Below are 19,365 nucleotides of genomic sequence, written 5' to 3'. Positions count from 1 at the left end.
CCCGGATGCCCGGATGCCCGGATGCCCGGATGCCCGGATGCCCGGATGCCCGGATGCCCGGATGCCCGGATGCCCGGATGCCCGGATGCCCGGATGCCCGGATGCGCCGCCTTGCGTGTTCCGGCCCGCGTGCCCGGCCTTGATGTTCCGGCTGGCACGCACCCTCCGGTTGTTCCGGCTAGACGCTCATCGGCCGGTCGTACGGCCCTATCGGCCTCGGCAGCCGTGAGGTCCCCGTCAGGTGGCGGTCGACGGCGGACGCCACCGCCCGGCCCTCCGCGATCGCCCACACGATCAGCGACTGTCCGCGCGCCGCGTCCCCCGCGGCGAACACGCCGGGGACGTTCGTCGCGAAGTCGCCGTCCCGGGCGATCGTGCCGCGGGGCGCCAGTGTCACCCCGAGCTGCTCGACGAGACCGTCCTCCCGGTCGGGCCCGGAGAAGCCGAGGGCGAGCAGCACGAGGTCGGCGGGGAGCGCCCGCGCGGTGCCGTCCACCGGCCTGCGCCGCGCGTCGACCTCGACGAGGTGCAGCGACCGCACATGCCCGGTCTCGTCGCCGGTGAAGCGGAGCGTGGACGCCGCGAACAGCCGCGCGTCCGCGTCGGCCGCCGGCGCAGACTCCAGATCGCGCGCCTCCTCGTGCGCCGCCGAGAGCCGGTAGACCTTCGGATACGTCGGCCAGGGGTCGGTGTCCTCGTCGCGCTCCGCGCCGGGCTGCGCGTAGATGTCCAGCTGGGTCACGGACGCGGCGCCCTCACGCACCGCCGTGCCCAGACAGTCGGCGCCCGTGTCGCCGCCGCCGACGATGACGACGTGCTTTCCCGCGGCGGACATCGGGGACGACTCCAGGTCCCCCTCGCCGACTCGGTTGGCCAGCGGCAGGTACTCCATCGCCTGCTGGATGCCGGTCAACTCCCGCCCAGGAACATGTAGTTCACGCCAGTCGGTCGCCCCGGTGGCGATCACCACGGCGTCGTAACGGACCCGCAGATCCGCGGCCATGACGTCCCGCCCGATGGTGGTGGAGGTGCGGAACTTCGTGCCCTCGGCCCGCATCTGCTCGATCCGCCGCTCCAGGTGGTGCTTCTCCATCTTGAAGGAGGGGATCCCGTACCGCATCAGTCCGCCGATCCGGTCGTCCTTCTCGTAGACGGCGACCGTGTGCCCGGCCCTGGTCAACTGCTGTGCCGCGGCCAGCCCGGTGGGTCCGGAGCCGATCACCGCGACCGTCTTGCCGGAGAGCCGGTCCGGCGGTCGCGGCGGCGTGAGACCGTCCGCCCAGGCCCGGTCGGCGATGGCGGCCTCGACGTTCTTGATGGTGACGGCCGGCTGGTTGATGGCGAGGACGCATCCGGCCTCGCACGGCGCCGGGCACAACCTGCCGGTGAATTCGGGGAAGTTGTTCGTCGCGTGCAGCCGGTCGCTCGCCGCCCGCCAGTCCTCCCGGGACACCAGGTCGTTCCACTCGGGGATCAGGTTCCCGAGCGGACAGGCCTCGTGGCAGAACGGGACGCCGCAGTCCATGCACCGGTCGGCCTGTTTGCTGACGATGGGCAGCAGCGCTCCGGGGACGTACACCTCGTCCCAGTCCCGCACCCGCTCCTCGACCGGTCGGCGCGGCCAGTCCTCGCGGGGGGTGGTCATGAATCCCTTGGGATCGGCCATGGGCGTCTTCCTCGCGTACGCGTACGACAGGCCGAGCGTCATCGGGCGGCACTCTTCGAGCCACGATACGTCCCGTCGGCCACCCACGCAGAGTGGGCGACAGCGCTTTCTCCGGACGGCCTCCGGGTGTCCGATGCCGAGGCAGGACGCCCGGGTCCTGATCCGTGTCCGGTCAGACCAGGGCCAGGACGTACACGGTCGCCGAGGCCGCGGACGCGACCGCGCGCACATGGTTCCACCGTGTCCACTGACGCACGTAGACCGGCCAGTACGTGGCGGCCTCCGGCGTGCCCGGCTCCAGCCTCGCCAGAGCCTCGTTGCGCGGCACGTTGGCCGTCACGGTCACGCCGAACGCGCCGCACAGGTACAGCGCGCTGCCCAGCAGCAGGCGAACCGCCCCGTCGTCGGGCCACAGCACGAACGTCACCACGGCGATCACCGCGCACACCGCCGCCGCACCGAGGAACAGGACCATGAACGCCGGTGTCATCGCCGAGGAGTTGATCGCGTTCATCGCCGCGACGCCCTGCGCGGGCGGCAGCGCGGCGAGCCCCCGCATCACCAGGACCGAGAAGGCACAGAAGACCCCGGCCATCAGCCCCGTGACCAGAGCGCCCAGTATCGCGAGCAGCAGATACGGTCCATCGATCATGACAATGTCAACTCCCACCCTCGAGCGGAGATCTTGCCCGGTACCTTCCTCCACCTCAAGTGAAAACCCGTTCATGATCGGTGACCATGGCCGAAGCGCGCGCTGACATGCGCGGACGTCCCACCGGGCTGTCGCCCGAGCTACGGAACCACCTGGTCCGTCCCCTCCTCCTCCCTCTCCCTCTCCCGCCACGCCCGTATCCGGGCTTCCACGTCCGCCGCGATCCGCCGACGAGCCTCGTGCCGCGCCACGCCACTCATCAGCAGCCGGTCGTACGGCGTGTCCAGATGCCGTACGGACGCCACGACCGCGCTGACGACGGCGCCCTCGGACAGCGCCCGTCCGGCGGCGCTGCGTCCCACCCGGCCGCTGCCCCGCAGGGAGGCGTGTGCGGCGATCCCGCGCGCCCGGTCCTCCGGGCAGCCGGGAAGCAGCCGCAGGATCTCCGCCGCGAACGCCTCCGCGAAGCGCGCGTCCTGTGCCGCCCGGCGTCGCGCATCCCTGGTCCGGCGCCGCAGCCGGGCCTCGGCGTCCGCCAGACACCGTTCCTCGGCCCGAGCGAGCGCCGCCTCCTCGACCAGGACGCCCTGACGCTCGTATCGCCCCTTGCGCCGGTTGAACCGGACCACCACCGCCGACAGCCCGCTCTCCTCCCGCGACCTGCGCGTCAGCGCCGTGTCACCACGCGGCACGAACACCAGGTGCCCCAGGTCGGCGCAGTCGAGGCAGCGCGGGACGGCCTCCTCCAGGACCAGCATCGGCAGCGGCCCACGGCGGCACCCGGCGCAGTACTTCCGCCGGAGCGGCTGGACGACCAGAAGTCCGGTGCGAGGCGCGGGAGTTGTGAGGGCTGCGACTGTCATGGAAGCTTCATCCCCCCTGGTGGGCGCGGCAGCACATGCCCGCCTGCCCGCCTGCCCGGAAGTCCGGAAGTCCGGAAGTCCGGAAACCCGAAGCCCGGAAGTCCGGAAACCGGAAACGCGGAAGCCGGAAACCGGGAGCTCGGAGGCACCGCGGTTCCCAGGGGGTGGATACGTCCTCACTCGTCTCGGCCGTTCCCGGATCCTCCGCCTCGGCCCTCGACGCGGCCCGCGCACGCAGCGAGAGCCACCTCCCGCGGCTCCTCGCCGCCCGCGGGTGGCACCAGGCCGAGGCGTCCGGACCGGGGCCTGACGCATCATGGGCCGTGTGCGACTCGAAGCGATCACCTGGGAACGGCTCGGCGACCTCCTCGCCGAGCGGCTGCTCGACCTGAAGCGGGACGACGGCACCCCCTGGCCACGCATCGCCTTCGACGGCGCCCCGGCGGCCCGTCCGGGAGACCTCGCCGAGCGTGTCGCGGAGGCGCTGCACGCCCGCGGCCGCCCTTCGCGTGTCGTGGACACGCACGGGTTCCTGCGCTCCGCCTCCCTCCGCCTGGAGTACGGCCATCACGATGCGGAGGCCTACTATGACGGCTGGTTCGACACCGGCGCCCTGTGGCGCGAGGTGTTCGATCCCCTCGAACCGGGCGGCGACGGACGGATCCTGCCCGATCTCCGGGACCCCGTCACCGATCGCGCGACCCGCAGCTCCTACGTCCGACTTCCGCCCGGCGGCTTCCTGCTGCTGCACGGCCCCCTCCTTCTGCGGCACTGGTTTCCCTTCGACCTGACCGTCCACGTCCTCCTCTCCCCGGCGGCCCTGCGCCGACGAACCCCCGAAGCCGACCACTGGACGCTGCCCGCCTTCGAGCGCTATTCCCTGGAGACCGATCCGGCCGCCGCGGCCGATGTCCTCGTCCGCGCGGACGACCCCCGCCATCCGGCCTGGAGCGGCTGACCCCGCGACGCCGGCCCGGCGGCACGACACCGTCCCGCCGCCGGGCCGGAACACGGGCCGGAACGGGCGGAACAACGGGGCGGAAAATGCAGACCGGGTCGGGTGCGGAGTGGGTCGGGATGCCGAGTGGGGCCGGGATGCCGGGCCCGGCCTACGAACGCTCCGGGTGCGGGTGCGGGTGCTCGGCGGGGCGGCGAGAATGAAGTGCGCCGGGACCAGCGGTGCTTCCGCGCCGCGCCGGCCGTCCGCCACCGGGAGGTACCTCATGACCACCGCCGGAGACATCATGCACCGGGGCGCCCAGTGGATCCCCGCCCACGAGACGCTCGACCGCGCCGCCCAGCTGATGCGCGAGCTGAACGTGGGGGCGCTGCCCATCAGCGACGAGAACGAGCGGCTCTGCGGCATCCTCACCGACCGGGACATCGTGGTCGGCTGCGTGGCCAAGGGGCACGACCCCACCAGGGTCACCGCGGGGGAGATGGCCCAGGGCACGCCTCGCTGGATCGACGCGGGCGCCGACGTCGGCGAGGTGCTCCAGGAGATGCAGGACCACCAGATCCGGCGGCTGCCCGTCATCGACAACAAGCGCCTGGTGGGCATGATCAGCGAGGCCGACCTCGCCCGGAACCTGCCCGAGGAACAGCTCGCCACCTGGGCCGAGAACGTCTACTCCAGGTCCGGCCCCGCCCGCCACTGACGGCGGCGGCGGTCGGCCGGGCAGAAGAAGCGGTCGCCCGGGCAGGAGCGGTCGCCCGTGGGGGCGTCGCCCGGACACGAGCGGTCGCTCGGAGCAAGGCCGGTCGCCCGGAGCAAGGCCGGTCGCCCGGAGCCGGGACGGTCGCCCGGACACGAGCCGTCGCTCGGAGCAGGGACGGTCGCCCGGACACAAGCCGTCGCTCAGAGCCAGCCGTTGCGCCTGAAGCCGCGGTACAGGACCCAGCAGGCGACGGATATCACGCCGATGACCAGGGGGTAGCCGAACCTCCAGTGCAGCTCCGGCATGTCTTCGAAGTTCATGCCGTACACGCCGCAGACCATGGTCGGTACGGCGATCACCGCGGCCCAGGCCGTGATCTTCCGCATGTCCTCGTTCTGCGCGACCGTGACCTGCGCCAGGTGCGCCTGCAGGATCGAGTTGAGCAGCTCGTCGAAGGCGGCGATCTGCTCCGTGGCACGCAGCAGATGGTCGGAGACGTCCCGGAAGTACGCCTGTATCTCCGGGTCGACCACCCGGACCGGCCGGTCCGCGAGGTCCAGGAGCGGACGGCCGAGCGGCACCACCGCCCGCTTCAGCTCGAGGAGTTCACGCTTGAGCTGGTAGATCCGCCCCGGATCCGCCCGTGCGCCGTTCGCCGCGAAGACGTCCGTCTCGACCTGGTCGATGTCCATCTGCACGGCGTCGATGACGTTGAGGTAGTCGTCCACCACATGGTCCGCGACCGCGTGCAGCACCGCCGACGGTCCCTTGGCCAGCTGAGCCGTATCGGACTCCAGCTCCTCGCGCAGCGGACCCAGCGACCCGTGCCGTCCGTGGCGCACCGTGATCACGAAGTCCCGGCCGACGAACACCATGATCTCGCCGGTGTTGACCACTTCGCTGGTCGCCGTGAGCTCCTCGTGCTCGACGTAGCAGACCGTCTTGAACACCGCGAACAGCGTCTCACCGTACCGCTCGACCTTCGGCCGCTGATGGGCCTCCACGGCGTCCTCGACCGCCAGCGGATGCAGGTCGAAGAGCTCGGCGATGCCCGCGAACTCTTCGTTCGTCGGCTCGTGCAGACCGAGCCACACGAAACCGTGACCGTTCTTGCGCACCCGCTGCACCGTGTCTACCAGATCACCGCCGTGCGGGGCGCGGACGCCGTCCCGGTACGTCACGCAGTTCACCACCGAGGAACCGAGCGGGGATCGGGCGGGATGACTCAGGTCGACCCGCGGGCGCCGCCGGGCCAACCGCGCCACCCTGCGCAGGCCGACGACCCCTCCGAGGCCGGTGACCTTCCGCAGATTCCCTGCCATGGTCATCTGGGTCTCCTTGCGTGATTCTCCGCGCGCCGCATTCCTGCGTCCTGGCGCGCCAGTCTGCCAGGCCCGCGTGAGCCGGGGGTAAGCCTGTGGAAAGGGCAGGTTCCGCTTTGTTCCCGCCTGTGGACGGAGGGCACCGCGGGGTGTTCCTGAGTCCGGCGGCCCGTCCTTCCCGATGCGGACTCCCGGAGTCCCGGTGCGGACTCCCGACGTCGCCGACCCGGTCCGGGCGGGGCTGTCCCACACTCTGATCGCGGCCGCGTCGACAGCCTCCGGCAGGCGGGACAACTGGGATGATCGCCGCATGACGCGATCCGACGGGTACCTTCTCGACAACCGGCAGCCCGAGGCGGGGGAACGCTTCGACGCCTTCGCCGCCCTCTTCGACGCCACGACCTTCCGCCACCTCGACGGGCTCGGGATCGGAGCAGGCTGGCGCTGCTGGGAGGCCGGCGCCGGGGGTACCTCCGTGGTGTCCTGGCTGGCGAAGAAGGTCGGTCCCACGGGCAAGGTCCTGGCCACGGACATCGACACCTCCCGGCTGACGTCGGCCGCCCGCCCGCCGGTCGAGGTACGCGTCCACGACCTCGGTACCGAGGAGCCGCCGATGGAGGGCTTCGACCTGGTGCACGCCCGGCTCGTCCTGGTCCACGTACCGGACCGGGAGCGGGCGCTGCGCTCGATGGTCAAGGCGCTGCGACCGGGCGGAAGGCTCCTGGTCGAGGACGCCGACCCAGCCCTTCAGCCCCTGCTCTGCCTCGACGAACACGGCCCCGAACAGCAGTTGGCGAACCGTCTGCGACACGGCTTCCGCAAGCTCCTCGCCGACCGCGGCGCCGACCTCTCCTACGGCCGCAAGCTTCCGCGCCTGCTCCGTGAGGCCGGGATGTCCCGGGTCGAGGCCGACGCCTACTTCCCCGTCACCTCACCCGCCTGCGCGGCCCTGGAGTCCGCGACGGTCCGCCAGATCCGCGGCGAACTCGTCGGAGCGGGCCTCGCGACCGACGAGGACATCGACCGGCATCTGGCGAACGTCGCCTCCGGCGGCATGGATCTGGCCACGGCCCCGATGATCTCGGCGTGGGGACGCAAGGGGTAAGGGGGAGGGGAGCGGGAGCCGTGGGGGGAGCCGGGGAAGCGGCAGCTCGCGGAGGAACGGGTCGGAGCTCACCCGGCGGGGCCTTCGCGATGCGGTGCCCTCAGTGGGCGTGGGCCCTGTCGGGCGCCGACGCCGCGCAGTCGCCCGGTGCGGGTGGTCTGCCGCCCAGGCGTTCCACCGCCCGAGCCCCGGCCCGGCAACCCTGGGCGGCGGCGGCCTCCGCGTCGGCGCCCGCCAGCAGCGCGGCGAGGAACGCCCCCGTGAAGGCGTCGCCGGCGCCCGTGGTGTCCAGGGGCGTCGCCGGAGCGGCGGGGACACGAGCGAGCACGCTGCCGTTGCGGGCCACCAGCGCGCCGTCGGCACCCTGCTTGGACACCACCAGCGGGACGAGGCGGCTCAGTTCGGCGGCCGCGCCCACCCCGTCGGGCAGCCCGGTCAGCAGACGGGCCTCGTCATGGCTGGGCAGCAGCACGTCCACTCCCTCGACGAGGGACAGGAAACGGTCGACGCCCAGTTCCACGAGGAAGCCCGCCGACGCCGGGTCGAGGCTCACCGGCACTCCACGCGCGCGTGCCGACGCCGACGCCGTGCCCACCAGCGCCCGCCCGGACTCCGAGAACAGCAGGTAGCCCGACAGGTGCAGCCGACCGACCCCGTCCAGGAGAGCGTCCGACCAGTCGCCGGGGTCGAGCCGCAGGGACGCGCCGCTGTCGGTGAGGAACGTGCGCTCGGCCGCGGCACCCGTGTCGACCAGACAGATCACCGTCCCGGTGGCCGCCTGCGGGTCGACGACCAGGCGGGGCCGTACCCCGCAGGCGATCAGTTCACGTTCGTGCCAGGCCACCGACTCCGCGCCCACCCGGCCGAGGAGCCGCACGTCCGCGCACCCCCAATGGGCCGCCCAGCACGCCACGTTGGCGCCCGCGCCGCCCGGCAGGGTCCGGATCACGGAGACCGTGTCCGTCCGCGAGGCCAGCGGCCCCCGATGCCGGGCGACGATGTCCGTCACGACGTCCCCGACGACCAGCAGCGCCCCGCTCCCCGAACCCCCGGACGCGGATGCCCCGGGCTCCACTCCACCCGGCCTCGGCCCCGACATCGACCCCGGCCCCGACATCGGGCCCGAACTCAACCCCGAACCCGAGCCCGAACCCGAGCCTGAACCCGGCCCCGAGCCCGACATCGACCCCGGCCCCGAACCCGACCCTGGTCCCGAGCCCGACATCGAGCCCGGCCCCGGCCCCGAGCCCGACATCGAGCCCGAACTCAACCCCGAACCCGAACCCGACCCTGGTCGCGAGCCCGACCTGGGCCTCGGCTCGGAGTCTGCCCCCAAATCCCGAGCAGGGCCGCCGCCGTGACCGTGGTGACCGCCGTGGCCGCCGTTCGACCCGTCCGGCCGGGCGGTCATGCCTCGGCCCACGCCGTCGCGATCCGAGCCGCCAGCCGCACGTTGCCCCGCACCGCCGCCAGGTTGGCACTCAGGGACGCGCCGTCGGTGTGCCGGACCAGGTGGTCGAGGAGGAACGGCGTGACGCCCTGGCCGGTGACGCCGGCCTCCTCGCACGCGTGCAGCGCGTCGGCGAGCACACGCGCGTGCAGTTCGGGATCGAGCTGCTCCTCCTCGGGAACCGGGTTGGCGACGATCAGCGCGGACTCGGGCACCCCGAGCGCGTCCTGAGCCCGCATCACATCCGCCACCTGCCGCGGGTTCTCTACCGTCCAGTCCACGGGGTGTCCCGAGTCGGACAGGTAGAACCCGGGGAAGCGGTCGGTGCCGTACCCGGCTACGGCCACGCCCAGCGTCTCCAGCCGCTGCAGGGTCGCCGGCACGTCCAGAATCGACTTCACCCCCGCGCACACCACCGTGATCCGGGTGCTCGCCAGCAGCCCCAGGTCGGCCGACTCGTCCTGGGTGACCGTCCACTGCCGGTGCACCCCGCCGAGCCCGCCCGTCGCGAACACCCGCACGCCCGCGCGCGCCGCCAGCAGCGCCGTGGCCGACACCGTGGTCGCCCCGCTCGCCCCGGCGGCCACGGCGAGCGGCAGGTCGCGATGGCCCAGCTTGCGGAAGCCGTCCTCGTTGGCGACCCGCTCCAGCTGCTCCTTGTCCAGGCCCACATGGGGCCGCCCGTCCAGCACGGCGATCGTCGCCGGTACGGCGCCTCCCGCCCGCACGACAGCCTCCAGTTCCCGCGCCACCTGGAGGTTGCGCGGGCGGGGCAGCCCGTGCGAGATGATCGTGGACTCCAGGGCCACCACGGGTCGACGCGCGTCGACCGCGTCCCGCACCTCTTCCGACACCACCAGCACCACGCGCCTGCCTCCTGTCCGTCGGTCTCCCCTCATGTCTGGCGGGCGACGCGCCCGGTCAAACCCTTGCGGCCTGTGGGCCAGGACACCAGCCTGGGACGTATGAAGGACAACACGACACGTCTCGACCACGTCGTCCTCTGGGTGCGCGACCCGGTTGCCGCCGCCGACTTCTACGAGAAGGCCGTAGGCCTGGAGCCCGTCCGGCTCTCCGAGTTCGCCGCCGGCGAGGAACCGTTTCCCTCCGTACGCGTCAACGAGGAGGCGCTCCTCGATCTGATGCCGCTGTCGATGGCGGAGCGGATGACGATGCTCCCCGGCGCCGCCGAGAGCGCGGGGCACCCGGTGAACCACGTCTGCCTCGCCCTTCCGCAGGGCGAGTTCGACACGCTCCGCGCCCGTCTGGAGGAGCGTGCCGTCCCCGTGTCGGGCGTCTCGCAGGGCTCCTTCGGCGCCCGCGGCGAGGCCAAGCGCAGCTTCTACTTCCGCGACCCCGACGGCAACGTCATCGAGGCCCGGCACTACGACTGACGCGACTACGGCTGACGCGACCACGACGGAGGTGCCACGAGGGACAGACGCCACGGACGGGCCCGGCTGACCCGACCACGACTGACGCGACTACGGCTGACTTACCTCTGGCGCGCTGTCCGCAGCGGTCCCGTTCAAGTCCCCGTTTCCGCCTCCGTCTCCGGCTCCGTTCCCTTCCCCTTCCCCGCCCCCGTTCCCGGTCCTGCCGCGGGTGAGCAGCACCAGGGCGGCCAGCGGGACGAGGAGACTCGCCGCGGCGGCGTTGAGCCATGCGTAGCTCGCCTGCGCGACCACGAGCCCGGCGATCGCTCCGCCGACCCCCGCCGAGGTGTTCATGGTGAGGTCGGAGAACCCCTGGGCGGCGGCCCGCGCGGACTGCGGCACGGAGTCCGTCAGCAGCGCGGAACCCGACACGAGCCCGGCCGACCAGCCCAGCCCGAGCACGAACAGCCCGGCGGCGGTCTGGCCGTGGCTGTCGCCCGCCGTCCCCGCCAGGAACAGCGCGACGGCCAGGAGCCCGGCCGCGAGCCCCGCCACCGAGAGCCGCCCCACCCGGTCCGCCAGCCGTCCCATCAGCGGCGCGAACGCGTACATGCCCGCGATGTGCCCGCTGATGACCAGTCCGATCAGATCGATGCCCGCGCCATGGTGGGCGAGGTCGAGCGGGGTCATCGACATGACCGACACCATCGCCGTGTGCGACACGGCCACCGTCACGAGCGCGAGCCGCGCGCGGGGCGAGGCTGCGACGGCGGTCAGACCGGCGCGCAGGGAACGGGCTTCCGGGGACCGCTCCTCCTCCGGTGCGAGCGCGCGGGCCGTCAGCAGGGGGTCGGGGCGCAGCAGCACGGCCACCAGGACCGCGGAGATGACGAAGATCCCGGCAGCCCACAGGAAGGAGCCCGCCGCCGCGGGTATCCCGAGTCCGGCGACACTCCGGCCGGCCGGCGCGGCGATGTTCGGGCCCAGGACCGCGCCGATGGTGGTCGCCCACACCACGTTCGAGATGGCCCGGGCACGCCGGTGCGGTTCGGCCAGGTCGGCGGCTGCGAACCGGGCCTGGAGGTTCGCCGAGGAGGCCGCGCCGAAGGCGGCCATGCCGCACAGCAGCAACGGGAAGTTGTCGGCCCGCGCCGCCGCCACGACGAGGCCGGCGCCCAGGGCGCCCACGAGATAGGCCAGCACCAGCCCCGGCCGGCGCCCGCGCGCGGTCATCAGCGCGGCCATGGGCATGGACAGCACGGCTGTACCGGCGACGGTTGCGGTGGGTGCGAGCCCGGACAGCGCCTCGGTGCCGCTGACCTGCCGGCCCAGTACGGCGGCCAGCGCGATGCCGGTGGCGACGCCGAGACCGCCGAGGATCTGGCTCGCGACCAGCACCGCGGTCGTGCGGCGCCGCAGGGCGGGCAGAGAAGCGGCGTCGACGGGCGCGGACGCGGCGCGCTCGACGGCGGTCACGGACCGCGCCGCACCGTCGCGGGGCCGGACCGACGACCGGGGGATGTGGTCACCGGCGCAGTCTCCTCCTCAGAACAGCGGCTCGGGTAGTACCCCTTCCAGTGCGAGCAGCTTGCGCTTGGTCTCCAGACCGCCGCCGAACCCGCCGATGCCGCCGTCGCTCTCGACGACCCGGTGGCAGGGCACGACGACCGGCAGCGGATTGGCGCCCATCGCCACCCCCACGGCCTGCGCCGCCAGCGGCTGTCCCACCCGTTTGGCGAGATCGCCGTAGCCGACGACCGCCCCGTACGGGACGCCGGACGCGAGTTCGCGCAGCACCTGGCGGTTGAAGCCGGAGATCAGCGACCAGTCCAGGGGCAGCTCGAAGGCCCGTCGTTCGCCGGAGAAGTAGGCCTCCACCTGACGTATCGCCTCGGCCAGCAGCGGGGAGTCGGGCGCCTCGACGGGCTCCGTGCCCAGTCGGGCCGCCAGCCGGCCGAGCGCCTTGTCACGCACCGCGTCGGTGGCGTGGAACACGACGTTGAGCAGGCCCTCGCCGGTCGCGGCAAGCAACAGCGGACCGATGTCGGTACCGACGACGGTCCACACGATCTGCTGCTCGTACTGCCCATGGCTGTCCATGCGCCCACCGTACGACCTGCCACTGACAACGCCCCGGGGCGACGGCCCGGCCCCTCCCGCACCGGTGCCCGGGAGCCGCCGGACGTCAGTGCCCGGACAGGGCCCGCCACACCACGTCGGGTTTGTCGGTGATGACTCCGTCGACGTCGTAACCGGCGACGGCCCGGGCTGTCGCGGCGTCGTCGACGGTCCAGGCGAACACCTTCACCGGCTTGCCGTGCGGTCCGGTGAGCGCGTGCACGGCGGAGACGTACGCCGGGGAGAGGGAGGCGTACGACGGGTTGATCAGGTCGGCGAAGACCGCGAACCGGGCCAGGTCCGCGACGGCCGGCATACCGAGCAGGCCGGTCCTCACCGTCGGCTTCAGCTCGTGGACGGTCCGCAGAGTGTCGGCGTCGAAGCTCTGCACGATCAGCCGGTTCGCGAGGTGCCGTCGGTCCAGCCAGCCCTCGTTGCCCAGCAGCTTGAGCGTCTGCTGCTCGATCCCCGGGTACAGCTCCGGGTTCTTGATCTCCAGGAGCAGCTTCTGACGGTGGTGCTCCACCCGGGCGACGTACTGCTTCAGCGTCGGCACGCGCGCTCCCGCGTACGCGGGACCGAACCAGCTTCCCGCGTCGAGCCGGGCGATCTCGGCCGCGGTGAAGTCCCGCACCTTCCAGGGAGCGCGCCCGGGAAAGACCTCTTCGGCGTCGGTCGTACGGCGGAGGCTGTCGTCGTGGATCACCACGAGTTCGCCGTCCTTGGTGCGCTGGACGTCGTTCTCCACCCAGAGGATGCCCAGCGCGGCCGCCTCGTCGACGGCCTTCAGGGTGTTCTCGGGGGCGTAGGCGGAGGCGCCCCGGTGGGCGATCACCGACGGCCGGTGGGAGATGCCCGCCCGGGCGTCGTGAACAGGGAGCAGGAAAGAGACGGTGCCAAGGACCGCGGTGGTCATGGCGGCAACTACGCGTGCGTGCATGCGTACTCCTCGCGTCGGTCATCACATACAGCTCAACATTGACAGCAGAGCGTGGCGGGCGGGGGAGTGCAGGACGGGCACAGAACGAAAGGAGACGCAGGGGGCCGCTCACCGGTGCCGCACATGTGCGACAGGGGCGTGTTTCTTTGCCGGAAAATCGTTCGACCATTCCGGTGGGGGTCATACTCTCTCTCAGCCTTGACCGCGCTCAGCGGTCCCGGGAGGGGCGCGTTTCAGGGAAATCCGGCAACAGGGCGAAGGGCAACCGCGGATGCAAGGCACGGTCGACGGTTTCAGCTACGGACTCGTCACACCGCTGGTGGCCTACCTCATGGCCTGCCTCGGCGGTGCTCTCGGTCTGCGCTGCACCACGAGAGCCCTGCTCGTCGCCCAGTCCTGGCGCCCGGGATGGCTCGCCCTCGGCTCGGCGGCGATCGGCTCCGGCATCTGGACCATGCACTTCATCGCGATGATCGGTTTCACGGTCGAAGGCGCCCCGATCCACTACGACAAGCCGATGACCTACGCGAGCCTGGGCGTCGCCATCGTCATGGTGGGCGTGGGGATCTTCATCGTCGGCTACCGGGGCGCGACCGGGACGGCGCTGTTCACCGGGGGCACCATCACCGGTCTGGGCATCGCGTCGATGCACTACCTGGGCATGGCCGGAATGCGCTTCAACGGAACGTTCGAGTACAACACGCTCACCGTCGCCATCTCCGTCGCCATAGCCATGGCCGCCGCCACCGCCGCCCTGTGGGCCGCGGGACAGGTCAGGGGCTTCCTGTGGAGCGTGGGCGCCAGCCTGGTGATGGGGCTCGCCGTCACCGGCATGCACTACACCGGGATGGCCGCCATGAGCGTCCATCTGCACACGGGGGCACCGACCGCGGGCGACTCCCCCGCCACCCTCCTCGCCCCGATGCTGATCGGCCCCCTCGCCTTCCTGTGCCTCGCGGGTGTCGTCGTGGTGTTCGATCCGCTGATGGTCATGGGCAAGCCCGACTGGACGCCCGCCCAGCACAAGCCCGGCGTACCGGCGCATCCGCCCGTCCCCCACCCGTCGCGCCGCTCCCAGGTCCGCAGCCGCCGGAAGGTGACGCACAGCGAGTCCCGGACCCCGCAGAACCGCTGACTCCCGCGGCCGCGCAACCCCGGGGCCGGCTCCCGCGGAACCCCTGATCGGACCCCGTTGTCAGTGGGGGGTCGTACGGTGGATGACATGCGGCCCGTTTCTCACATCGAACGCACGGTGGCGCCCTTCGAGGTCGTCAGCCCCTACCAGCCCAGCGGCGACCAGCCGGCGGCCATCGCCGAGCTGGCCAAGCGCGTCGAGGCAGGTGAGAAGGACGTCGTGCTGCTCGGCGCGACCGGCACCGGAAAGTCCGCGACCACCGCGTGGATGATCGAGAAGCTCCAGCGCCCCACCCTGGTGATGGCGCCGAACAAGACCCTGGCCGCCCAGCTGGCGAACGAGTTCCGCGAACTGCTGCCCAACAACGCGGTCGAGTACTTCGTCTCGTACTACGACTACTACCAGCCAGAGGCGTACGTCCCGCAGTCGGACACCTACATCGAGAAGGACTCCTCGATCAACGAGGAGGTCGAGCGCCTGCGCCACTCCGCGACCAACTCGCTGCTCACCCGCCGCGACGTCGTCGTGGTCGCCTCGGTCTCCTGCATCTACGGCCTCGGTACCCCGCAGGAGTACGTGGACCGGATGGTCCCCCTCCGCGTCGGTGACGAGGTCGACCGGGACCAGCTGCTGCGGCGCTTCGTCGACATCCAGTACACGCGCAACGACCTGGCGTTCAGCCGCGGCACCTTCCGGGTGCGCGGCGACACGATCGAGATCTTCCCGGTCTACGAGGAGCTCGCCGTCCGCATCGAGATGTTCGGCGACGAGATCGAGGCCCTGTCCACGCTGCACCCGCTCACCGGCGAGATCATCAGCGACGACCAGCAGTTGTACATCTTCCCGGCCACCCACTACGTGGCGGGCCCGGAGCGCCTGGAGCGGGCCGCCAACGACATCGAGAAGGAGCTGGGCGAGCGGCTGGCCGACCTGGAGAAGCAGAGCAAGCTCCTGGAGGCCCAGCGACTGCGCATGCGTACCACCTACGACCTGGAGATGCTTCGCCAGATCGGCTCCTGTTCCGGCGTCGAGAACTACTCGATGCACTTCGACGGCCGCTTGCCCGGCTCCCCGCCGAACACCCTGCTCGACTACTTCCCGGACGACTTCCTGCTCGTCATCGACGAGTCCCATGTCACCGTCCCGCAGATCGGCGCCATGTACGAAGGCGACGCCTCCCGCAAGCGCACCCTCGTCGACCACGGTTTCCGGCTGCCCTCGGCCCTGGACAACCGCCCGCTGAAGTGGGAGGAGTTCCAGGAGCGCATCGGGCAGACGGTGTATCTGTCGGCGACCCCCGGCAAGTACGAGCTCTCGCGCGGGGACGGCGTGGTCGAGCAGATCATCCGTCCCACCGGCCTGATCGACCCGGAGGTCGTCGTCAAGCCCACCGAGGGACAGATCGACGACCTGGTGCACGAGATCCGCACGCGGGTGGAGAAGGACGAGCGCGTCCTGGTCACCACGCTGACCAAGAAGATGGCCGAGGACCTCACGGACTACTTCCTGGAACTCGGCATCCAGGTGCGTTATCTGCACAGTGACGTCGACACGCTGCGCCGTATCGAGCTGCTGCGCGAGCTGCGCGCCGGCGAGTTCGACGTGCTGGTCGGCATCAACCTCCTGCGGGAGGGCCTCGACCTGCCCGAGGTGTCCCTGGTGGCGATCCTCGACGCCGACAAGGAGGGCTTCCTGCGCTCCGGCACCTCGCTGATCCAGACCATCGGCCGTGCGGCGCGCAACGTCTCCGGTCAGGTCCACATGTACGCCGACAAGATCACCCCGGGCATGGAGCGGGCCATCGACGAGACCAACCGCCGCCGGGAGAAGCAGGTCGCCTACAACACGGCGAGGGGCATCGACCCGCAGCCGCTCCGCAAGAAGATCAACGACATCGTCGCCCAGATCGCCCGCGAGGAGGTCGACACCGAGCAGCTGCTCGGCTCCGGCTACCGCGCGAAGAAGGACGGGCGGGGCACCAAGGCCCCGGTGCCCTCCCTCGGAGACAAGGCGGCCAAGGGCGCCAAGGCCAGGTCGGCCAAGGGCAAGGTCAAGGAGACGGTGCCGACGGACCGCCCCGCGGCCGAACTCGCCGGGCAGATCGAGGAGATGACGGAGCGTATGCGGGCCGCCGCCGCGGATCTCCAGTTCGAGGTCGCCGCCCGGATCCGCGACGAGGTCTCCGAGATGAAGAAGGAACTGCGGCAGATGAGGGAGGCGGGTCTGGCCTGACGGACCCGTGCGGTCGCTGTGCCCCGGCCCCGCACGCGCTGTGTTGCAAGACCGACACAAAGTGCGGGCCTGGGTACGGCAGTGTCAGTGCCTTTGCGTAGGGTTTCCGTCAACCGCGGGCTCGCGGCAACAGGGGACAGTTCGAGAGGGGAATCAGCGCGTGACCGTCAACATGACCAAGGGTCAGGCCATCAGTCTTCAGAAGCACGACGGGGGCAGCCTGACCGCGGTGCGCATGGGTCTCGGCTGGCAGGCGGCTCCGCGGCGCGGCCTGTTCGGCTCCCGGACCCGGGAGATCGACCTCGACGCCTCCGCCGTTCTGTTCGCCGACAAGCAGCCGGTCGACGTCGTCTTCTTCCGCCACCTGGTGAGTGACGACGGCTCGGTCCGTCACACAGGTGACAACCTCGTCGGCGGTGTCGGCCAGGGTGGCGACGACGAGGCGATCCTCGTCGACCTCGCGCGCGTGCCGGTCCACATCGACCAGATCATCTTCACGGTGAACTCCTTCACCGGCCAGACGTTCCAGGAAGTGCAGAACGCCTTCTGCCGTCTGGTCGACGAGACCAACGGCCAGGAGCTCGCGCGCTACACGCTGGCGGGCGGCGGCGCCTACACGGCCCAGATCATGGCGAAGGTGCACCGGGTGGGCGGGGGCTGGAACATGACAGCTCTCGGCACGCCTGCCAACGGCCGCACCTTCCAGGACCTGATGCCCGCCATCCTGCCCGCGCTGTAGGGCGCGGAGCGGCACACGACAACACCGGACGCGACGCAGGGGGACGACAGGCGATGACGGCCGAGCTGGTGCGGGGACAGAACCACCCGCTCTCCCAGGTCCGCCTCGAGATCCGGGTCTCGGCCGGCAGGCCGGTCATGGCGGTTGCCACACTCGGCGACGAGAGCGGCCAGGTCCCCGGCGTCGAGTGGGTGGCCCACCCCGGGGTACCCACCCTGCCCGGCCTGGAGGTGTCCCGGCAGGCGGCCGCCGACCACCGCCTCGCGGTGGACCTGGACGCCGTGTCGGCGACGGTGCACCGGGTCAGTGTCCTGCTCGCGCTGCCCACGGGCGTGGGGCCGGTCAGCTTCGGCTCGGTCGCGGCCCCCTTCGTCGCGGTCACCGGCCTCGACGGCACCGAGGTCGCGACCTACACGATCACCGGTCTGGACGCGGAGTCGGCGGTCGTCGCGCTGGAGCTGTACCGGCGGCAGGGTGCCTGGAAGGTCCGGGCCGTCGGCCAGGGCTACGCGGGCGGCCTCGCCGAACTCCTCACCGACCAGGGCCTGCCGCAGGCGTACCAGCTCGCGGTCGGCATCAACGAGGCCGTGGTCCAGGGCCTGGCCCGCTCGGTGCCCGCCCCGCCGCCGCGTACGGCCGACGGCGACCGGTCCCGGCAGGCGGCCGCGTCCACGCTCGGCCCGGACCAGAGCGGCTCGCCGTACGGTGCGCAGGGCACCCAGGGCGGTGCCGGCCCGTACGGGGCGACCCAGAACCCGCAGGGCCCCTCGGGGACGGGCTACCCGGCGGACGCCACGCCGACGGACCCGGACGCCACGCAGCCGCCGCCGACGACACCCGCCACCGGCGGCTCGATCGACTACAGCCACCCGCGTCGGCAGAACTCCGCACCGCCCCCGCCGCCGCCCACCGCACCTCCGGCCCAGCCCGGGCAGCCCGCCCGGCCCGTCGCGGGGGACGCGACCGGCTGGTCCATGGAGGAGCGGCTGTACAACCAGGTCTGGGGCATGTTCGAGGACCTGGCCCGCAGCACGGCCGCGTACCGCAGCGCCGTCGACTTCGCCGAGACGCGGATGGACAAGGAGTTGGACCAGGTCCTGTCCGATCCGCGCAGCAGGATCGGCGGCCAGGGTGACGCCGCCCGCGAGGCGGCCCAGGCCAGACACATGCAGCTCGTCGACCAGGCCAGGGAGGCGCTGGACCGGGACCTCGTCCAGTTGGGCGCCGAGGCGGACGTCGTCGAACCGGCTCTGCCCGCGGCGTACGCGCGCTGGGACAACCCCGTCTGGCACGCCTACCGCGTCCCCATGGAGATGCCCATGGCCGTGCGGCTGGGCGACCTCCACCTTCCCGAGGGCGACCCGCTGCGCATTCCGATGCTGGTCAGGCTCCCGCTCGAACGCGGCCTGTGGATCGACAGCGGGCGGACGGGCTCGTCCGACGGATCATTCGCCGACTCCCACGAACTGCGGCGCCTCGCGATGGAGTCGGCCGTGGCGCACATGGCCCGGCTGCTGGCGGTGCATCCGGCGGACGAGTTCACCGTGCACGTCGTCGATCCGGCCGGTTCGGGTGCCCGGGAACTCGCGCCGCTGGTGCGGAGCGGGGTGCTCGCGGCCCCGCCCGCGGCCGGCGCGGCAGGTGTCGCCGCGGTCCTGGGGCGGCTCACCGAGCGCGTCGACCTGGTGCAGATGGCGGTGCGCGGCGGCATGGCCGACTCGCTGCCGCCCGGCTTCGACACGGCCCAGCAGCTCCTGGTCGTCAATGACTTCCCGCACGGCTTCGACGACCGCGCCGTGACCCAGCTGCGCTACCTCGCGGACGAGGGTCCCGGCGTCGGCGTGCACCTGATGATGGTGGCCGACCGGGAGGACGCCGACAGTTACGGTCCGTTGCTGGATCCGCTGTGGCGTGGTCTGCTGCGGCTGACGCCGGTGCCCGACGACCACCTCGCCGACCCCTGGGTGGGGCACGCCTGGACGTATGAGCCGAGCGTCGTGCCGCCCGGCAGCCAGGTGCTTCAGCAGGTGCTCGCCCAGGTGGCGGAGGCTCGCACCAAGTACTAGTAAAGGCTTCTGAACAGGCAACTTGGCCTTTCTTTTGCCAATC

The 19,365-nt window shown here is 71.9% G+C and carries 18 protein-coding genes; 9 read left to right on the top strand and 9 right to left on the bottom strand.

All coding sequences use genetic code 11. From position 1 onward, the window contains the following. Window positions 1–178 precede the first annotated feature (178 nt). From ACIPFH_RS33215 to ACIPFH_RS33205, 3 genes are all read right to left on the bottom strand, one after another. Window positions 179–1,666, bottom strand: a complete 1,488-nt coding sequence (locus ACIPFH_RS33215) for a glutamate synthase subunit beta (protein ID WP_401832643.1) — start codon at window positions 1,664–1,666, stop codon at window positions 179–181. A gap of 172 nt (window positions 1,667–1,838) precedes the next feature. Continuing rightward, complete coding sequence (locus tag ACIPFH_RS33210) at window positions 1,839–2,318, bottom strand: DUF1772 domain-containing protein (RefSeq protein ID WP_401832352.1); 480 nt, start codon at window positions 2,316–2,318, stop codon at window positions 1,839–1,841. 140 nt (window positions 2,319–2,458) lie between these two features. Continuing rightward, entirely contained in the window at window positions 2,459–3,181 is a 723-nt protein-coding gene (locus tag ACIPFH_RS33205; RefSeq protein ID WP_401832350.1) for a DUF2293 domain-containing protein, read from the bottom strand. 316 nt (window positions 3,182–3,497) lie between these two features. Between ACIPFH_RS33205 and ACIPFH_RS33200 the strand changes: the two genes are divergently transcribed. Together ACIPFH_RS33200 and ACIPFH_RS33195 are read left to right on the top strand one after the other, a co-directional pair. Continuing rightward, entirely contained in the window at window positions 3,498–4,139 is a 642-nt protein-coding gene (locus ACIPFH_RS33200) for a uridine kinase (RefSeq protein WP_401832347.1), read from the top strand. 265 nt (window positions 4,140–4,404) lie between these two features. After that, a complete protein-coding gene (locus ACIPFH_RS33195) occupies window positions 4,405–4,839 on the top strand; it encodes a CBS domain-containing protein (RefSeq protein WP_401832345.1) in 435 nt (144 codons plus the stop codon). Between the two features lie 200 nt (window positions 4,840–5,039). On the opposite strand, the gene ACIPFH_RS33190 is transcribed toward ACIPFH_RS33195, so the two are convergent. Continuing rightward, complete coding sequence (locus ACIPFH_RS33190; protein WP_401832342.1) at window positions 5,040–6,167, bottom strand: magnesium and cobalt transport protein CorA; 1,128 nt, start codon at window positions 6,165–6,167, stop codon at window positions 5,040–5,042. A gap of 304 nt (window positions 6,168–6,471) precedes the next feature. On the opposite strand from ACIPFH_RS33190, the gene ACIPFH_RS33185 reads away from it, so the two are divergent. Continuing rightward, a complete protein-coding gene (locus ACIPFH_RS33185; protein ID WP_401832339.1) occupies window positions 6,472–7,266 on the top strand; it encodes a class I SAM-dependent methyltransferase in 795 nt (264 codons plus the stop codon). Window positions 7,267–7,366: 100 nt separating this feature from the next. Here ACIPFH_RS33185 and ACIPFH_RS33180 read toward each other — a convergent pair whose 3' ends face one another. Next, window positions 7,367–8,365 carry a carbohydrate kinase family protein gene (locus tag ACIPFH_RS33180; RefSeq protein ID WP_401832337.1) on the bottom strand — a complete coding sequence of 333 codons (999 nt, stop codon included), beginning with the start codon at window positions 8,363–8,365 and terminating at the stop codon, window positions 7,367–7,369. Between ACIPFH_RS33180 and ACIPFH_RS33175 the strand changes: the two genes are divergently transcribed. Then, complete coding sequence (locus ACIPFH_RS33175; RefSeq protein ID WP_401832666.1) at window positions 8,265–8,627, top strand: hypothetical protein; 363 nt, start codon at window positions 8,265–8,267, stop codon at window positions 8,625–8,627. The genes ACIPFH_RS33180 and ACIPFH_RS33175 overlap by 101 nt on opposite strands. Before the next feature lie 46 nt (window positions 8,628–8,673). Here ACIPFH_RS33175 and ACIPFH_RS33170 read toward each other — a convergent pair whose 3' ends face one another. Then, on the bottom strand, window positions 8,674–9,582 hold the full coding sequence (locus ACIPFH_RS33170) for a pseudouridine-5'-phosphate glycosidase (protein WP_401832335.1): 909 nt from the start codon (window positions 9,580–9,582) through the stop codon (window positions 8,674–8,676). A gap of 99 nt (window positions 9,583–9,681) precedes the next feature. Here ACIPFH_RS33170 and ACIPFH_RS33165 point away from each other — a divergent pair, with 99 nt between their 5' ends. Beyond that, complete coding sequence (locus ACIPFH_RS33165; protein ID WP_401832333.1) at window positions 9,682–10,110, top strand: VOC family protein; 429 nt, start codon at window positions 9,682–9,684, stop codon at window positions 10,108–10,110. A gap of 90 nt (window positions 10,111–10,200) precedes the next feature. Here the strand turns inward: ACIPFH_RS33165 and ACIPFH_RS33160 are convergent, their stop codons facing one another. The 3 genes from ACIPFH_RS33160 to ACIPFH_RS33150 form a co-directional block, all read right to left on the bottom strand. After that, a complete protein-coding gene (locus ACIPFH_RS33160) occupies window positions 10,201–11,568 on the bottom strand; it encodes an MFS transporter (RefSeq protein ID WP_401832331.1) in 1,368 nt (455 codons plus the stop codon). Window positions 11,569–11,637: 69 nt separating this feature from the next. Next, window positions 11,638–12,192, bottom strand: a complete 555-nt coding sequence (locus ACIPFH_RS33155; protein ID WP_401832328.1) for a methylated-DNA--[protein]-cysteine S-methyltransferase — start codon at window positions 12,190–12,192, stop codon at window positions 11,638–11,640. Between the two features lie 85 nt (window positions 12,193–12,277). After that, window positions 12,278–13,150 (bottom strand): glycerophosphodiester phosphodiesterase, encoded by an 873-nt coding sequence (locus tag ACIPFH_RS33150; RefSeq protein ID WP_401832326.1) that lies wholly within the window; start codon window positions 13,148–13,150, stop codon window positions 12,278–12,280. Between the two features lie 271 nt (window positions 13,151–13,421). Between ACIPFH_RS33150 and ACIPFH_RS33145 the strand changes: the two genes are divergently transcribed. The 4 genes from ACIPFH_RS33145 (at window position 13,422) to ACIPFH_RS33130 (ending at window position 19,322) form a co-directional block, all read left to right on the top strand. Next, the gene (locus tag ACIPFH_RS33145) at window positions 13,422–14,285 is read left to right on the top strand and encodes an MHYT domain-containing protein (RefSeq protein WP_401832324.1); all 864 of its coding nucleotides are present in this window, start codon (window positions 13,422–13,424) and stop codon (window positions 14,283–14,285) included. A gap of 87 nt (window positions 14,286–14,372) precedes the next feature. After that, the gene (uvrB, locus tag ACIPFH_RS33140) at window positions 14,373–16,517 is read left to right on the top strand and encodes an excinuclease ABC subunit UvrB (RefSeq protein WP_401832323.1); all 2,145 of its coding nucleotides are present in this window, start codon (window positions 14,373–14,375) and stop codon (window positions 16,515–16,517) included. A 160-nt stretch (window positions 16,518–16,677) separates the two neighbouring features. Further along, window positions 16,678–17,256, top strand: coding sequence for a TerD family protein (locus tag ACIPFH_RS33135; protein WP_356249858.1), 579 nt, complete (start codon window positions 16,678–16,680; stop codon window positions 17,254–17,256). Window positions 17,257–17,309: 53 nt separating this feature from the next. Continuing rightward, on the top strand, window positions 17,310–19,322 hold the full coding sequence (locus tag ACIPFH_RS33130; protein ID WP_401832321.1) for a TerD family protein: 2,013 nt from the start codon (window positions 17,310–17,312) through the stop codon (window positions 19,320–19,322). The last annotated feature ends 43 nt before the right edge of the window (window positions 19,323–19,365 follow it).

This window comes from Streptomyces sp. NPDC088157 (assembly GCF_044741545.1).
Taxonomy (GTDB): Bacteria; Actinomycetota; Actinomycetes; order Streptomycetales; family Streptomycetaceae; genus Streptomyces.
This window is presented reverse-complemented; position numbering and strand designations above follow the sequence as displayed.

What these genes read in the sequence shown, in the direction of transcription:
- ACIPFH_RS33215 (WP_401832643.1), bottom strand. Translation starts at nt 1,666, where the DNA reads ATGGCCGATCCCAAGGGATTCATGACCACCCCCCGCGAGGACTGGCCG.
- ACIPFH_RS33210 (WP_401832352.1), bottom strand. Translation starts at nt 2,318, where the DNA reads ATGATCGATGGACCGTATCTGCTGCTCGCGATACTGGGCGCTCTGGTC.
- ACIPFH_RS33205 (WP_401832350.1), bottom strand. Translation starts at nt 3,181, where the DNA reads ATGACAGTCGCAGCCCTCACAACTCCCGCGCCTCGCACCGGACTTCTG.
- ACIPFH_RS33200 (WP_401832347.1), top strand. Translation starts at nt 3,498, where the DNA reads ATGGGCCGTGTGCGACTCGAAGCGATCACCTGGGAACGGCTCGGCGAC.
- ACIPFH_RS33195 (WP_401832345.1), top strand. Translation starts at nt 4,405, where the DNA reads ATGACCACCGCCGGAGACATCATGCACCGGGGCGCCCAGTGGATCCCC.
- ACIPFH_RS33190 (WP_401832342.1), bottom strand. Translation starts at nt 6,167, where the DNA reads ATGACCATGGCAGGGAATCTGCGGAAGGTCACCGGCCTCGGAGGGGTC.
- ACIPFH_RS33185 (WP_401832339.1), top strand. Translation starts at nt 6,472, where the DNA reads ATGACGCGATCCGACGGGTACCTTCTCGACAACCGGCAGCCCGAGGCG.
- ACIPFH_RS33175 (WP_401832666.1), top strand. Translation starts at nt 8,265, where the DNA reads ATGTCCGTCACGACGTCCCCGACGACCAGCAGCGCCCCGCTCCCCGAA.
- ACIPFH_RS33180 (WP_401832337.1), bottom strand. Translation starts at nt 8,365, where the DNA reads ATGTCGGGGCCGAGGCCGGGTGGAGTGGAGCCCGGGGCATCCGCGTCC.
- ACIPFH_RS33165 (WP_401832333.1), top strand. Translation starts at nt 9,682, where the DNA reads ATGAAGGACAACACGACACGTCTCGACCACGTCGTCCTCTGGGTGCGC.
- ACIPFH_RS33155 (WP_401832328.1), bottom strand. Translation starts at nt 12,192, where the DNA reads ATGGACAGCCATGGGCAGTACGAGCAGCAGATCGTGTGGACCGTCGTC.
- ACIPFH_RS33150 (WP_401832326.1), bottom strand. Translation starts at nt 13,150, where the DNA reads ATGCACGCACGCGTAGTTGCCGCCATGACCACCGCGGTCCTTGGCACC.
- ACIPFH_RS33145 (WP_401832324.1), top strand. Translation starts at nt 13,422, where the DNA reads ATGCAAGGCACGGTCGACGGTTTCAGCTACGGACTCGTCACACCGCTG.
- uvrB (WP_401832323.1), top strand. Translation starts at nt 14,373, where the DNA reads ATGCGGCCCGTTTCTCACATCGAACGCACGGTGGCGCCCTTCGAGGTC.
- ACIPFH_RS33130 (WP_401832321.1), top strand. Translation starts at nt 17,310, where the DNA reads ATGACGGCCGAGCTGGTGCGGGGACAGAACCACCCGCTCTCCCAGGTC.